Below are 15625 nucleotides of genomic sequence, written 5' to 3' on the forward strand. Positions count from 1 at the left end.
CCATACCCAGTGGAAGATTTTAACTGTGACACGTAGTTTGACTAGTTAATAGTGCTAATCAAACGGAGACAGTATGGGAGATCGGAAAGCCGCTCTGGCGATTATTGTAACTCACTTTTGAGACTAGCAGTTAGAGACTGAGACAGGTCCAGTGAAAAATTGATTGCTTCTTCAGGCTTGCAAGTGCTCTCTATTCGTTTAATAGCCTACCTATTGCTTAGATAAGGTGTCAGACTCTTATCCCTTGACAGAAAGGATAGTTTTGATGTCAGAGAAAAAATATACAGAACAAGAAGTTGAAAAAATCAAAGACCATATTCTTGAGGTTCTGGAAATGGTGATTGACCCAGAATTAGGCATTGATATTGTCAATCTTGGTCTAGTTTATGAGATTCGTTTTGAAGATAGCGGTTATACCGAGATTGATATGACCTTGACAACCATGGGCTGTCCTCTGGCTGATCTTTTGACTGACCAGATTTATGATGTCATTCGAGAAGTCAAGGAAGTGACCAAGGTTGAAGTCAAACTGGTTTGGACACCGGCTTGGACTGTTGAACGCATGAGTCGCTACGCTCGTATTGCTTTGGGAATTCGCTAGATAGGATTAGAAGTATGAAAAAGTTGAGTATCGTCGTACCTTGTTATAATGAAGAAGCAACCATCCATCCGTTTTTAGCTGAGACACAAAAAGTAGAGCAGACTATGGCTGAGGAGTTGATCTTTGATTATCTCTTTGTCAATGATGGCTCAAAAGACCAAACGCTGCAGGTCCTACGTGAGGTGAGTCAAAAGTTTGCGAATGTTCATTATCTGTCTTTCTCTCGTAATTTCGGCAAGGAAGCTGCGCTATTAGCTGGTTTAGAGGCTGCTGATGGCGATTTGATAACTGTAATGGATGCGGATTTACAAGATCCCCCCGAGCTCTTAGAGGACATGTATCAAAAGGTTCAAGAAGGATTTGACGTGGTCGGAACGCGTCGGGCTGATCGTAAAGGGGAACCCGTCATTCGATCATTCTTTGCGCGTGCTTTTTACTGGTTGGTCAATAAGATTTCTGATACTGAGATGGTTGATGGGGCGCGGGATTTTCGTCTCATGACGCGTCAGGTTGTTGATAGTATCTTGGAACTAGGGGAAGTCAATCGCTTCTCCAAGGGACTCTTCTCTTGGGTTGGTTATGATGTCACCTACCTGCCTTATGAAAATCGTGAGCGGGTGGCAGGTGATACCTCTTGGAATTTTTGGTCCTTGTTGCGGTATTCGATTGATGGCTTTGTTAATTTTTCAGAAGCTCCGCTTAATCTGGCAACCTGGGCTGGGTTGACTAGCTTTATTTTATCAATAGTTGCCATTTTGTTTGTGGTTATTCGACGACTGATTTTTGGCGATCCCGTTAGTGGTTGGGCATCCACCATATCGATTATCATGTTTTTAGGCGGTCTCCAGCTCTTGGCTTTAGGGATTATTGGCAAGTATGTTGCTAAAATTTTCTTAGAAACCAAGAAACGACCTGTCTATATTGTTAAAGAAAAGGGGTGAAATTACCCCTTTTTTTTGTTAGAATAAGGAAGCAATAAAGTTTAGCAGGGCTGATGTTTGGCTTCTAACCTACTTGTAAGCCCTGTTTGTGCAAAGGAGAATTCAATGATTTTAATTACTGGAAGCAATGGACAATTGGGAACAGAATTGCGCTATTTGCTGGATGAAAGAAATGAAGAGTATGTAGCTGTAGATGTGGCAGAAATGGATATTACGAATGCTGCCAAGGTTGACGAGGTCTTTGCACAAGTTAAGCCAAGTTTAGTGTATCACTGCGCAGCCTATACTGCGGTGGATGCGGCAGAAGATGAGGGAAAAGAGTTGGATTATGCCATCAATGTCATTGGAACCGAAAATATTGCTAAGGCTGCTGCTAAGTACGGAGCTACTTTGGTCTATATTTCAACCGACTATGTTTTTGATGGGCAAAAGCCTGTTGGAGAAGAGTGGTTGGAAACTGACCAACCTGACCCACAAACTGAATATGGTCGTACGAAACGTTTAGGTGAAGAAGCGGTTGAAAAATACTTGAATCACTACTATATTATTCGGACAGCTTGGGTTTTCGGTAACTACGGGAAAAATTTTGTCTTTACTATGCAAAATTTGGCTAAAACTCATTCTCGTTTGACAGTTGTCAATGATCAACACGGTCGTCCGACTTGGACCCGTACCTTGGCTGAATTTATGACCTATGTCACCGAAAATCAGAAGGACTATGGATATTATCATCTGTCCAACGATGCGACCGAAGACACTACGTGGTATGATTTTGCTAAGGAGATCCTCAAGGATACCGATGTCGAAGTGGCACCAGTTGATTCCAGTCAATTTCCTGCTAAAGCCAAACGTCCTTTGAACTCAACCATGAGTTTGACCAAGGCCAAAGCAACTGGATTTGTTATTCCAACGTGGCAAGAAGCTCTGCAAGAATTTTATAAACAAGAAAAGAAGTAATCACATGAGGAGGCTGGGCGAAAACTCGTCCAGTCTTCCTGTTTTGGAATAAACTCTTGGCGCAGTGGTTGGGAGTAAGACTGGTTGGCTAGGCCAAGAAGTCTTACTCCCACAGTTCATTAGGTGTTTTAGCATCAATGAACCACTGCGGCCGGTTTTCCTTTTTCTACAAGGCCAAAGTGGAAAAACTAAACAAGTGTGATGACCATCGTTCATCTTATTTCCAACCTCAAAGGTTCCTCAGGCCTTGTGAGCTGTGCGGGGGTGGGTTAAAAAGGTCTGGGAGACCTTTTTAATCGGGGAATGAAGCTTGCAAAGCAAGTACCAAAAACGGTCTAGGAGAGATTGTTTCAGGTCACTGCCTTAAAATCAGGGAGTGGTGAGAACCAAAATTTTCAATTTTTGGGTTCTTGCCCACTCCCTTTTTAGGTTGTCAGTGTAGATGCGGTCATTGTTCACTAGGCTAGTAAGATAAGGGGAGCATAGGGAGTTAGGGCCATTGCAAGTGGTCCCATCTTAAAATTTAGTGAAGCCATTAAAAGTTTAGTATCTTAATAATTTAGCTTAATCACTGAAATGATAACTTGTTTTATGGTATAATAGAGTGATTGTATTGCTAGAATGGAGAACTTGTGTATGCAACACGTTTTTATCATTGGAAGTCGGGGCTTGCCTGCGAAGTATGGAGGGTTTGAGACCTTCGTTCAAGAGCTGGTCAAGAATCGTCAATCTGATGACTTAATTTATCATGTTGCCTGCCTTTCTGATAAGGAAACGGGTCATCATTCTACATACATGGGGGCTGACTGTTATACGGTCAATCCGCCCCAGTTGGGTCCCGCCCGAGTGATTGCTTATGATATGCAGGCCATCAACTATGCTTTGAAATTGATTAAGCAGCATGCTATCAAAAAGCCTATCTTTTACATTTTGGGCAATACTATTGGAGCCTTTATTGCTCCTTTTGCTCGTAAGATTCACAAGCTGGGTGGCCAGCTCTTTGTCAATCCGGATGGGCTGGAATGGAAGCGGTCTAAGTGGTCGAAGCCAGTGCAGACTTATCTCAAATATGCTGAGAAAGTTATGACTAAGAAGGCTGATTTGATTATTTCGGATAACCAAGGTATTGAAGATTATATTCAAACTAGCTATCCTTGGTCTAAGACAACTTTTATTGCTTATGGAACTGACCTGACACCTTCTAGTTTGACGGCTGGATCGAGCGAGGTTAGAAACTTTTTTACCAGATGGCAGACTGAAGAAAAAGGCTACTACCTGATTGTAGGCCGCTTTGTTCCTGAAAATAATTATGAAACGGCTATCCGGGAGTTTATGGCATCTGGTACCAAGAGGGACTTGGTTATCATTTGTAATCAGGAAGGCAATCCTTATTTTGAGGAGTTGCGACAAAAGACTGGTTTCGATCAAGACCCTCGCATCAAGTTCGTTGGGACGGTTTATAATCGTGAGCTTTTGACTTATTTGCGTCAGGCGGCTTTTGCCTATGTTCATGGTCACGAGGTTGGTGGGACCAACCCAGGTCTCCTAGAAGCTCTAGCTCATACAGATTTAAATCTGGTTCTGGGTGTTGATTTTAATCGGAAGGTGGCTGGCCGGACGGCTTGTTACTGGACTAAGGAAGCTGGTGACTTAGCAGACTTGATTAATCAGGTGGATAGTCAAACGGATTTTAGTCAGCTTGGACAGGCAGCCAATCAGCAAATGGCTGACAACTATACTTGGTCAAAAATTGTTAGGGAGTATGAGGAGTTATTTTTAGATGAAAGTTAATATACTCATGTCTACCTACAATGGTCAGCGCTTCTTAGCTCAGCAATTGGACAGTGTCTTGAATCAGACTTACAAAGATTGGACCCTCTTGATTAGGGATGATGGTTCTAGTGATCGGACGCCTGAGATTATCGCAGATTATGCTAGTCGGGATCCTCGAATTCACTTTATCAATCCAGATAAGCGGGAAAATCTTGGAGTTGTCAAAAACTTTTATACCCTCCTTAAGTATCAAGAGGCTGACTTTTATTTTTTCTGCGACCAAGATGATGTCTGGTTGCCAGAAAAGTTGGAGGTCTGCCTCGAAGAAGGCCAGAAGTATTCTCAGAATGCTCCACTCTTGGTGTATACTGATCTTAAGATTGTCAATCAGAACTTAGCAGTGCTACGTGAGAGTATGATCAGGACTCAGTCCGATCATGCTAATACTAGCCTTTTGCAGGAGTTGACCGAGAATACTGTTACTGGCGGCGTTGCTATGATTAATCAAGCAACTGCCAAAAATTGGGGAGAGAAAGACTTGGATAAAGTTATCATGCATGACTGGTACTTGGCTCTGGTGGCGGCTGCTAAAGGAACTCTGGTCTATTTGGATCAGGCCACTGAGCTTTATCGTCAACATGATAACAACGTTCTAGGGGCACGGACATGGTCAAAGCGTATAAAAAATTGGCTGCGGCCACATAAGCTAATTGCCAAATACTGGTGGTTGATTGATGCCAGCCAAAGGCAGGCCAGCCTACTTCTGGATTTAGAATTGGAGCAGGGCCCCAAAAAAGTGGTTCAAGCTTATGTCGGACTACTAGATGGTTCCTGCTCACAAAGATGCCAGACCTTGAAAACTTTTAGATTTGCTAAAAATCGAGCCTTTCACAGCTTGGTTTTTAAAGCATTAATTGTAACAAAAATCGGCTATAGTCATTATCAAAAATATGGCTATCAAGCATAGGAGAATATCATGGATTTACTTAGTAAGAAGAATCGTATCCTACTAAAAGAACTCATAAAAACAGACTTTAAGCTGCGTTATCAGGGCAGTGTCATCGGCTATCTCTGGTCAATTTTAAAGCCTCTCATGCTCTTTATGATTATGTATCTGGTCTTCATTCGTTTCTTACGCTTAGGGGGAGATGTACCTCACTTCGCAGTAGCCTTGCTTTTGGCCAATGTTATCTGGTCCTTTTTTATGGAAGCAACTAGCATGGGGATGGTTTCTATCGTTACTCGTGGTGATCTGCTGCGTAAGCTGAATTTTTCCAAATCGATCATTGTCCTATCAGCAGTCTGTGGAGCTTTGATTAATTTTGGAATTAATTTGATTGTTGTGCTGATTTTTGCCTTAGTCAATGGTGTTCATATTGGCTGGGACGCTGTTTTTGCCATTCCGCTCTTCTTTGAGCTCTTTATCATGGCTTGGGGTGTGGCTCTCTTACTGGCAACCCTCTATGTCAAATTCCGTGATATTGGCCAAATTTGGGAAGTCTTCCTGCAAGCTGGGATGTACGCAACCCCAATTATTTATCCTTTGACCTTTATTACCAATCAAGGTGCTAAGGGGGTCTTGGCCGGTAAAATTATCATGCTTAATCCTTTGGCGCAAATGATTCAGGACCTGCGTTATCTCCTGATTGATAAAGCCAATTTGACTATCTGGAATTTGATCAATCACTGGTGGTACTATGCTATTCCTTATGTTTTGCCATTTATCATTTTTGCCATTGGCTTAACAGTCTTTAATCGTAGTTCTAAGAGATTTGCGGAGATTCTATAATGACAACAGAAAATAATATTGCAGTAAAAGTTGACCACGTCAGCAAATATTTTAAATTACCTGTTGAAGCTTCTAACAGTCTGCGGACGACAGTGGTCAATCGTTTTAAAGGTGTGAAAGGTTACAAGGAGCAGCATGTTCTGCGTGACATCAATTTCGAGGTGGAAAAGGGTGATTTCTTTGGAATTGTTGGCCGTAATGGTTCAGGGAAATCTACACTTTTAAAAATTATTTCGCAGATTTATGTACCAGAAAAGGGTTCTGTGACTATTGATGGGAAACTGGTCTCTTTCATTGAGTTAGGGGTTGGTTTCAATCCTGAATTGACAGGTCGTGAGAATGTTTATATGAATGGGGCCATGCTAGGCTTCTCAACTGAAGAAGTTGATGCCATGTATGATGATATTGTTGAATTCGCTGAGCTCAAAGAGTTCATGAATCAAAAACTCAAGAATTATTCAAGTGGTATGCAGGTTCGCCTAGCCTTCTCAGTTGCTATTAAAGCGCAAGGTGATATTCTCATTCTTGATGAAGTTTTAGCTGTCGGTGATGAATCTTTCCAGCGTAAATGTAATGATTATTTCATGGAGCGTAAAGAAAGCGGTAAGACTACAATCCTTGTTACCCATGATATGGCAGCTGTGAAGAAATATTGCAATAAGGCTGTCTTGATTGATGATGGCTTGATTAAAGCCTATGGTGAACCAGATGATGTTGCTAATCAGTACAGCTTGGATAATGCAGTACAGCCTGAAGCTGAAAGTAACGATAGTGAAAATAAAGTTGAAGATATCAAACATGTTGATAATCTGGAAGTTAAATTGTTATCTAATCAGCAAATGACACAAAATGAAAAAATTGAGTTTGAAATCTCTTATGATGTTTTAGATGATATTGAGACTCATATTGTCTTCTCACTGACAGATATTGACCGCAATATTTGGATGTATAATGACAACGCCTTAGACTTTCCAACCAAAGGGAGTGGTCATAAAAGCTACCGCTATTCCTGTAGCATTGCCAATTTGAATGATATTAAGCTTAAATTGCAGGTTACTGTTCTAGGAAAGTCAAAAGAAATGTTGGCCTTTGCTAACAATAATAATGCGCCAATTATTGTGCTGAATCGTGATGATCTTAACCTTGATGATCTGTCTGCTATAGATTCAGCATCGGGTATTATCAAAAGAAATGGAAGTTGGGAAATTTTGTCTAACTGATTTGTGAGTAGATGGGAGGCTAGCTTATGTCGAACATGATGGTATCAGTCATTTGTACGAGTTACAACTATGCTGATTTTATTGAAACAGCAATTGAAAGTTTTCTCAGCCAAGAAGTTAATTTTCCCTATGAAATAATACTGGTTGATGATTGTTCAACTGATAACTCCAGAGCTATTATTCAGTCCTATGCAACAAGACACCCAGATTTAATTCGGGTTTTCCTCAATGCGGAAAATAAGGGGATTACTAGAACTTGGATTGATATCTGTAAAGAAGCAAGGGGAAAATATATAGCCCGCTGTGATGCTGATGATTACTGGATTGACCCTAAAAAATTGCAAAAGCAAGTGGATTTGTTGGAAGCTAATCCCAAATCCAAGTGGTGTAATACTAGTTTTAATATCGTTGATGAAAATAATCAAGTTACAGCTGAGGATGTTTTTAAAAATGGCCCTATCGCCTATGCTAACACCTATGAGAAAATGTTAGCGACTAAGGGGATGACTTTAACTTCGTCATGGTTAGTTGAGACAAAAATGATGCAGGAAGTCAATGAAATTATAGATTCAACCTCAGTTGATGATGGTTTTCCAATGCAACTTGAATTTTTTAGAAGAACAGAATTATCTTTTCTACCTCAACCGGCAGTTGCCTATCGGATGACTAGAGATTCTGATTCTCGTCCTCAATCAGAAGAAAAAATGCTTCACCGGATTGATGGTCTTTTAAAAACCCAGTTATACTATTTAAAAAAATATCCTGATCAAGATATGGCAGAGATGACTGATATTCTTGTTCGTCACGATGCCAAGCAAGAAAAACGCATTTTTTATCTTAGCCAAGAGATTCACCAACAGAAATATAAAATTGTAGAATTGGTTGATGAAGTTCAAAATACGCATAATTTGCTCAATCAGGAAATCCATTCTGGTATAGAAGCTCATAAGCTCTTGGAACAAGAGAAAGCTGAAAAATCCCATTGGCTGTCAGAATATCAGAAGGTTATTACGTCTAAGCGTTGGACCCTTACAACTAAAATCATCAATTTCTTTAGGAGAAAATAAAACATGAAGCGTTTGCTTTTGTATGTTCATTTTAATAAATTTAATCGCCTGAGTTCGCATGTCCATTATCAATTGGAGAAAATGCGGCCGCTCTTTAGCAAGGTCGTCTTCATTTCTAATAGTTCCTTTAAAACAGTGGACCAAACTATGCTCAAAGAGCAAGGTTTAATTGATGATTTCATCCAGCGTGAGAATAGTGGTTTTGACTTTGCAGCATGGCGTGATGGTATGGTTCAAGTCGGGTGGGAGAACTTAGCAGGTTATGACTCTGTTACAACTATGAACGATACCTGTTTTGGCCCCCTGTGGGATTTGGAACCGAGCTATCAGAAGTTTGAGACTGACCCTAATGTTGACTTCTGGGGACTGACCAATCATCGAAAGACTCAGAGCTTTCCTGAACATATACAGAGCTACTTTATCAGTTTCAGTCAAAAGGTAGTTGCTTCATCAGCTTTTCTTGATTTCTGGCAAGGGATTGAAGATTTTACGAATGTCCAAGAGGTTATTGGGCAGTATGAAACCCGAGTAACAACAGCTTTGACCGATGTAGGCTTCAAGTATGATGCAGTTTTTAACACGCTTAAGACTTCCACAGAAGGAATGCTACATCCTGATTTTAGTTATTACAATCCGACAGCTATCCTTGATGCTCGTGTGCCTTTTATTAAGGTTAAGACCATGGATGCTAACCAGTCTATTGCCCCTTATATCCTTAATCAGATTGAAGTGAGTTCGGACTACCCTGTGGATTTAATTATCAGCCATATGACCAGTATCAGTCAGCCTGATCTACCTTATCTTTTAGCTCGTAAATATCTGGGTAAGACATCTGAAACAGAGCTACCAGTGACTTGTAAGGTTGCTGTTCACCTCCATGTTTTCTATGTGGATCTTTTGCAAGAATTTTTGGATGCCTTCAAGTCTTTCCATTTTACCTATGATCTCTTTATTACAACGGATAGGGAAGAGAAGCAGTCCGAAATCCAGACAATATTAGAGCAGAATCGAGTTCTAGCCCAAATCTTTGTGACTGGGAATATTGGCCGTGATGTTCTGCCTATGTTAAAATTGAAGGAACAGCTCAAGAAGTATGATTATATTGGTCATTTCCACACCAAGAAATCCAAGGAAGCAGACTATTGGGCTGGTCAATCATGGCGGCAGGAATTGATTGCTATGCTGGTTAAGCCAGCGGATAAAATTCTGACTCAGATGGCTAGTAATGACAGACTTGGGATTGTCATTGCCGATATGCCAACCTTCTTTCGTTTCAATAAAATTGTCGTGGCCTGGAATGAAAATCTCATTGCTCCAGAAATGGAAGAACTCTGGGAAAAGATGGCTTTGAAAAAGTCTATTAATTTCGAGTCCATGGATACCTTTGTTATGAGTTACGGTACTTATGCTTGGTTTAGATACGATGCTCTTAAGCCTCTCTTTGATTTGGATTTAACAGATGAAGATGTTCCGGCAGAGCCTTTGCCGCAAAATTCGATTCTCCATGCTATTGAGCGCCTATTGATTTACATCGCTTGGGCTGGCCACTATGATTATCGTATTTCACAAAATCCGATTACTATGACACCTTTTATTGAGAACAAGATGCTCAATACACGTGCCAACAGTAGTCCAAATACTTATGTTGATTTTACCTATATGGGAGGAATTAAGGGAGCTTTGAAGTATATTATCATCGGACCAGCCCGGGCGGTGAAGTATATTGTGAAGAGGCTTTTAAAAAAGTAAACTATGAGAAAAATTATCAAAGATATAGATTGGTACAAAATTTTGCACATCGTGCTTATTTGCCTTTTTGTCTTTTGCATCAGTTTCTTCTTAGTCAATCAGCAGTTGTTGCAGGGTCATCGTGCTCACAAGCTGTTGAAGGTCTTTAAATCGTCTGGTACCCTTAATGGTACTCTGTACGGAATTTCAGTGGTTGGATTGGCTATTTATGTCAGCCGAGGACTAAAATGGGAACTTTGGTTACAGTATGGTCTAGGTTACCTCACTTACCTCTTTGTCTCTTATTTCCTGCTAGTAACACGAAATTTAAATAATGCTAAATTTAGGTGGGAGCACCTCGGTCATAATGATTTCTTTCAGTCTAAAACTCTGTTGACTGTTTTAGGTATCTTAGTCCTAGCGGGAGTCATTCAGTTTTTGTCGGATAAACTGCGTGAGAACCATAAGAAGAATCAATCTAAACATTCAAAATTAGAAGATAGTCTGCTTAGTCTAGACAAACCCTTGAAACATTATAAGAGTTATCAGCTGCCTGTATTTGCTTTTCTGGGGATGGCTATTGTCAATGATCATTTAGCTATCGCTGCTATGAAACCGTCTCTTTTAAGTCTTATTAAAAAAGCAGATCTTTCTGACTATGCTTGGGTTATGGGAGCAAGTTTGGCTATCTGCTTGGTACTGTATTCGGCCTTGTGCTTTGTAGTTGTTAGGGGGATCGCCGATGCTATGAAAAAACGGGCGTCCATCTCATTAGCAGTAGCAACAAGTTTTTTACTAGCGATTATCTTTAACTATATTTTTCAGGCGACTATCAAGGCAGATGGACCGATACTAGGTCGGTATATTTTCCCAGGGGCCAGTGTCTACCAAATTTTGGTTTTAGCTCTGGTCAATGTTGTCTTTTATATGGTGGTTAACCGCTACCTGATTGCGACAACAACCTTGATTGCTGTGGGTTCCTTGCTATCTGTTGCTAATAGTATTAAATTCAGTATGCGTAATGAACCAGTTTTATTCAGCGATTTAAGCTGGCTCAAAGATGTTGGACTCTTGCTCTCCTATGTCAATGCGACAGCAATTTTAATTGCTGTTCTAGCTATTGTGGCCTTAGCAGGCCTGACCTATTTTTTATGGAAACTCTTATCATTTAAAGATATTATCCATTCGGACTGGCGTCTAAGGGTGGCAGTATCAATCCCTATCTTAGTACTGTTTACCACAGTGGTTACGATTTTTGGGCAGCAGGAGAACGGGAAGATTGCAAATAATATTCCGATTTTATCTAGTCTCAACAATACAGAAAATATTGAGTGGATGGGACAGTCTGTGGTGGCGAGGGAGCGTTCTTTAATGTTCGTTTGGACTAAGCAGCTGACTTCCTCTAAGATGGAAAGGCCCTCAGGTTACAGCAAAGATACTATTGAGAAACTTGCTCAAGAATATACTCAAAAAGCTGATGTTATCAACAAAGGCCGAAAAGGTAGTATTTCGGATCAGACAGTCATCTTTGTTTTGAGTGAGAGTTTTGCGGATCCTAGTCGTTTATCAGATGTTAGCCTTAATCGTGATCCTATCCCGTATATTAAGTCAGTTAAAAAGAATTATACAAGTGGTCTAATGAAGGCAGATTCTTACGGTGGTGGTACAGCCAATATGGAGTTTCAATCATTGACCGGATTGCCGATGTATAATTTATCATCATCTATTTCGACGCTTTATACTGAAGTTGCTCCTGAAATGAAGCGAATGCCTTCAATTAGTGATTCCTTTGAGTCAAAAAATAAGATTGCCATCCATTTGGGTGATGCTAACATGTATTCACGCAAATCAATTTATCGACGTCTTGGATTTGATGAATTTATAGCAGCTGATGGTGGGACAAAAAAATCTAAACATTTGGGAACTCTAGGAGTTTATCCAAGTGATGCTAATACCTATCAGACTGTTACAGATAATATCAATCCTTCGCAGAATCAATTTTTCTCGGTTATTACCTATCAAAACCATGCACCTTGGAATTATACAGATAAAACACCATACGGTGGTTCTGGTAAAGGATTTGATCCGGCTGAGAATAGTTATACCAATAATTATGCAAAAGAGTTAAAACAAACTGATGATGCAACGAAAGAGTTTTTGAGTGAGTTATCCAAATTAGATAAAAGGGTAACAGTTGTCTTTTATGGGGATCACCTGCCAGGTTTCTATCCGGATAGTACGTTTAAAGATAAACCAGAAACTCAGTATCAGACAGATTACTTTATCTGGAGTAATTATCCCACTCCTAAACAAAACCACCCTTATATTAATTCCAGTGATTTTTCAGCAGAGTTGTTGTTGACAACGTCAACAAAGGTATCTCCTTATCAGGCCTTGTTAACAGAAGTGATGGATAATGCCAGCATTGATAAAAAGCATACAACTAAGAAACAGAAAAAAGTAGCACATGATCTAAAGTTGATCGAATATGACTTGATTTCTGGTAAGGGCTATATAGCTTCAAATGACGATTTCTTTAAAGTAAAGGGAGAAAAGTAGCGTGAAAAAATTTTATTTGCCGGTATATTATTGCTTTATGAGTTTACTCTTTACAGTGCAATCCATTGTTTATATCAATGATGTAGGGGATCAGGTTAGTTTTGCTCGCTTATCTAAGCGTTATGGTTTCTTTGAGTTTGCTATCCACCGCTACCAAGTATGGTCTAGTCGTCTCCTCATCGAATCTGTTACCATGTTTATGTCAGCCCATTATCTGATTTTTGATCTCACTCTGTTGGTGGCTGTGGCGGTATTCTTTTATTGCTTTAATGGTGTCTTCCTAAAGGATGATAAATATTGGGGACTTCGTTTTATTATTCCAGCCCTGTTTTTATTGGTATTCCCAAGTATCTTTTTTACTAGTGCAGGGTTGATTGCAACAGTAACCAATTATCTTTTTCCGATGGTTGCTTTTGTGATAGCTTGGTATTGTCTGGAGCAAAAAAAGGTTAAGTGGTTGCTTACATCTTTTCCTTTTATGATTTTCGCCTGTATGCAAGAGCAGTTTACGATCTTTGCTCTGATAATTTTTGCCTTTCTGTTGCTTAAAACTTGGCTTATTCATGAGCAGGTAAATGTCTATTATTTATCAGCTGTGGTAATAGCGTTTGTGGGAACTATTTCTGCTTTAGTAGCACCAGGCTCTGGTCATCGCACTATGGTTGAAGCTAAGACTTGGTATCCTGGTTTTGACAAGTTAACGTTTGTGGTTAAAATAGCTAAAGGGTATATGGAGACCAACCGTGTTTTGTTTGTGACATCTGAGCTAACAATTATCTATTTATTGCTTATAGCTACCCTTGTTTTGGCCTTGCTTAAGCGGCGGTATATTTCATCAGTTATGTCCGGTGCAGTTCTTTATACGATTTTAACTAATCGTCTGGGAAGTACAAGTCTATTAACGGCTGTGCAAAGGGTTAATGATTTTCAAAGCCAGCAGCCAATTACCAAATTTAGCTTTAAGGCAAATCTTTATCCATTGTCTCTGTATACCATTTTGTTAGCAGTGATTGCTATTTCTGTTTTCTTGATATTTGAAAATCGATGGCAGGCGGGAACGGCTATAGTTGTTTTAGCAGTGGGCTATGTTGCTCGGATGACAGTATCTCTATCACCGACAATCTATGCTTCAGGGCTGCGAACCTACACACCGCTTATTTTTTCTGGACTTATTATTATTATGATGATATGTTGCGAATTTATTGATACGATTAGTTTGCAAAGGGAACGAAAGGGCCGTAGTCTTCCCCAATAGTTGATGTAGTAGAGGTAAAACATCATATAAAAGGGTGTTTTCGAGAGTTATTTTCGATCGCCTTTTTGTTTTAGGAGAGTCATATGAAATTTCTATCTATATTAGGACAGAGAGCAATTCTCTTGTGGTCTTTGCTTGTCTCTATTTTATTTAGTCTGTCGAGTTTATTGATTAGGACAATAATGCCAATGGATGGCTCTGAAATGTCCCAGATTTGGCATACCAATATAGTCTTTTTTATAATGTTGGTTATTTTTGTGGGCTTATTTCTGTTTCTTGTATACTTATCTCAATATTTGAAGGCGTCACATTTATTCCTGCTGGGAAGTGCTCTGTATCTCTTATTGGGAGCCTATTTGATATTCCACCAAAATGATATGATTAGGCACGATTCTCTTCAGGTTTTGGAAAGTGCTAAAGCCATGAATAGAGGAGATTTTTCACAATTAACTGATTTAACAGGTTACCTGCATAGGTTTCCTCATCAATTAGGTTTAGTGTCATTTGAGCGTTTAATACTTATATTTTTTGGAAATAATAATGTCAAAATCTTTTTTGTTATTAATTTGCTCATGGCTATTGCTGACAACTTTTTATTATGGCAAATGGCTGAGAATGCCTTTCATAATTCCAAGGTGACAAAAATTACTATTATTTTATCTTTTATCTTCTTGCCCCACCTGTTCTTTATTCTATTTGTTTATGGCTTAACGTATGGTCTCTTTTTTGCCATGCTAGGACTATATAATTTTCAACTTTATCTTCAAAAGAGAACTTGGTTAAACTTAGGATTGACAGTGATATTTTTAAGCCTATCTAATCTGATTCGCAGTAATAATAGCATCCTAATTTTAACAGTTTTGATTGTGGCTATCTTGGATATTTTGAGTAACCATTTGAAAAAGAGTGTGATATTAGTTCTCGCTTTGATTTTATTCGTAGTAGTAGCGAATAAAGTTATTGGGTGGCATTATAACACATCAAAAATTGAAGGAGAGCCTAAAATTGCGTGGGTAGCGATGGGATTAGATGATAAGTCTAATATTTACCACCGTATTCCAGGATGGTATAATGCTTACCTTGAAGATGTTTACGTCAAATACAAAGGCGACCCTGATGAAATTAAAAAGGATAGTCATAGGTTAATTGCAAGACGTTTAAAAATTATGCAGGATAATCCTGATTATGGATTTACATTTTTCAAAAATAAGTTTTTATCAACATGGACGGATAGCCTATTTGAATCTATTTGGTCTGGGCCAGTGACTAAAATGCCAGTAGAAAATCAGAAAATTTCAGGACAGCTGATGTCTAGCATTTATGAAGGTGGTCTAATTTTTCGCTTAATTTATTATTTTTCTGCTTTACTACTATTTATCGTCTATTCAGCAGTTTTACCGTTTTTACATAATCAGTGGAAAATAATAAAAGAAAGAGAGAATAGATTATTCTTATTTGTCCCTCTTATCTATTTATCAGGTGGTCTAATTTTTCACTTGTTATGGGAAACTAAGAGTCAATATGTCTATCCTTATGTTTATTTGTTGCTTCCTATATCGGCATTTGGACTCTATTCCCTGTATAATAAGGGTGAGGTTATTTTTAAAAGATACTTTTTTTCAAGCAGATAAGTCTCGCTTTGCTAATAAGATTATTGGTATGTTATACTAAGCAAGAGTTAATTAGTGTGCTAAGAATAAGAAGGCATAAAAGTCACCTGTTGTGGTACGCTGTT

Annotated in this window: 12 protein-coding genes; all 12 read left to right on the plus strand. The window is 39.2% G+C overall.

The features are described from left to right. The first annotated feature begins 265 nt into the window (after window positions 1–265). Entirely contained in the window at window positions 266–601 is a 336-nt protein-coding gene (locus ACFSN5_RS03390; RefSeq protein ID WP_004228414.1) for a metal-sulfur cluster assembly factor, read from the plus strand. A gap of 14 nt (window positions 602–615) precedes the next feature. After that, window positions 616–1542 carry a glycosyltransferase family 2 protein gene (locus tag ACFSN5_RS03395; RefSeq protein ID WP_165329149.1) on the plus strand — a complete coding sequence of 309 codons (927 nt, stop codon included), beginning with the start codon at window positions 616–618 and terminating at the stop codon, window positions 1540–1542. Window positions 1543–1647: 105 nt separating this feature from the next. After that, window positions 1648–2499 (plus strand): dTDP-4-dehydrorhamnose reductase, encoded by an 852-nt coding sequence (gene rfbD / locus ACFSN5_RS03400; RefSeq protein ID WP_165329148.1) that lies wholly within the window; start codon window positions 1648–1650, stop codon window positions 2497–2499. 636 nt (window positions 2500–3135) lie between these two features. Then, window positions 3136–4290, plus strand: coding sequence for a beta 1-4 rhamnosyltransferase Cps2T (gene cps2T, locus ACFSN5_RS03405; RefSeq protein ID WP_004229180.1), 1155 nt, complete (start codon window positions 3136–3138; stop codon window positions 4288–4290). Continuing rightward, window positions 4280–5239, plus strand: a complete 960-nt coding sequence (locus ACFSN5_RS03410) for a glycosyltransferase family 2 protein (protein WP_165329147.1) — start codon at window positions 4280–4282, stop codon at window positions 5237–5239. Before cps2T ends, ACFSN5_RS03410 begins: the two co-directional genes overlap by 11 nt. Window positions 5240–5248: 9 nt before the next feature. Further along, window positions 5249–6061: an ABC transporter permease gene (locus ACFSN5_RS03415; protein ID WP_004229218.1), complete on the plus strand. Its 813-nt coding sequence runs from the start codon at window positions 5249–5251 to the stop codon at window positions 6059–6061. Continuing rightward, window positions 6061–7281, plus strand: a complete 1221-nt coding sequence (locus ACFSN5_RS03420; RefSeq protein WP_165329146.1) for an ABC transporter ATP-binding protein — start codon at window positions 6061–6063, stop codon at window positions 7279–7281. Before ACFSN5_RS03415 ends, ACFSN5_RS03420 begins: the two co-directional genes overlap by 1 nt. Window positions 7282–7307: 26 nt before the next feature. Further along, a complete protein-coding gene (locus ACFSN5_RS03425; RefSeq protein ID WP_165329145.1) occupies window positions 7308–8348 on the plus strand; it encodes a glycosyltransferase family 2 protein in 1041 nt (346 codons plus the stop codon). A gap of 3 nt (window positions 8349–8351) precedes the next feature. Continuing rightward, window positions 8352–10097: a rhamnan synthesis F family protein gene (locus ACFSN5_RS03430; RefSeq protein ID WP_165329144.1), complete on the plus strand. Its 1746-nt coding sequence runs from the start codon at window positions 8352–8354 to the stop codon at window positions 10095–10097. A gap of 3 nt (window positions 10098–10100) precedes the next feature. Next, window positions 10101–12635, plus strand: a complete 2535-nt coding sequence (locus tag ACFSN5_RS03435; RefSeq protein WP_165329143.1) for an LTA synthase family protein — start codon at window positions 10101–10103, stop codon at window positions 12633–12635. A gap of 1 nt (window position 12636) precedes the next feature. Then, window positions 12637–13890 (plus strand): hypothetical protein, encoded by a 1254-nt coding sequence (locus ACFSN5_RS03440; protein ID WP_165329142.1) that lies wholly within the window; start codon window positions 12637–12639, stop codon window positions 13888–13890. Window positions 13891–13973: 83 nt separating this feature from the next. Further along, window positions 13974–15521 (plus strand): hypothetical protein, encoded by a 1548-nt coding sequence (locus ACFSN5_RS03445; protein ID WP_165329141.1) that lies wholly within the window; start codon window positions 13974–13976, stop codon window positions 15519–15521. Window positions 15522–15625: the final 104 nt, after the last annotated feature.

Source organism: Streptococcus tangpeifui (assembly GCF_044503215.1).
GTDB lineage: Bacteria > Bacillota > Bacilli > Lactobacillales > Streptococcaceae > Streptococcus > Streptococcus tangpeifui.

Coding starts and splice junctions, on each gene's coding strand:
- ACFSN5_RS03395 (WP_165329149.1), top strand. CDS start 616: ATGAAAAAGTTGAGTATCGTCGTACCTTGTTATAATGAAGAAGCAACC.
- ACFSN5_RS03435 (WP_165329143.1), top strand. CDS start 10,101: ATGAGAAAAATTATCAAAGATATAGATTGGTACAAAATTTTGCACATC.
- rfbD (WP_165329148.1), top strand. CDS start 1,648: ATGATTTTAATTACTGGAAGCAATGGACAATTGGGAACAGAATTGCGC.
- ACFSN5_RS03430 (WP_165329144.1), top strand. CDS start 8,352: ATGAAGCGTTTGCTTTTGTATGTTCATTTTAATAAATTTAATCGCCTG.
- ACFSN5_RS03425 (WP_165329145.1), top strand. CDS start 7,308: ATGTCGAACATGATGGTATCAGTCATTTGTACGAGTTACAACTATGCT.
- ACFSN5_RS03445 (WP_165329141.1), top strand. CDS start 13,974: ATGAAATTTCTATCTATATTAGGACAGAGAGCAATTCTCTTGTGGTCT.
- ACFSN5_RS03410 (WP_165329147.1), top strand. CDS start 4,280: ATGAAAGTTAATATACTCATGTCTACCTACAATGGTCAGCGCTTCTTA.
- ACFSN5_RS03420 (WP_165329146.1), top strand. CDS start 6,061: ATGACAACAGAAAATAATATTGCAGTAAAAGTTGACCACGTCAGCAAA.
- ACFSN5_RS03415 (WP_004229218.1), top strand. CDS start 5,249: ATGGATTTACTTAGTAAGAAGAATCGTATCCTACTAAAAGAACTCATA.
- cps2T (WP_004229180.1), top strand. CDS start 3,136: ATGCAACACGTTTTTATCATTGGAAGTCGGGGCTTGCCTGCGAAGTAT.
- ACFSN5_RS03390 (WP_004228414.1), top strand. CDS start 266: ATGTCAGAGAAAAAATATACAGAACAAGAAGTTGAAAAAATCAAAGAC.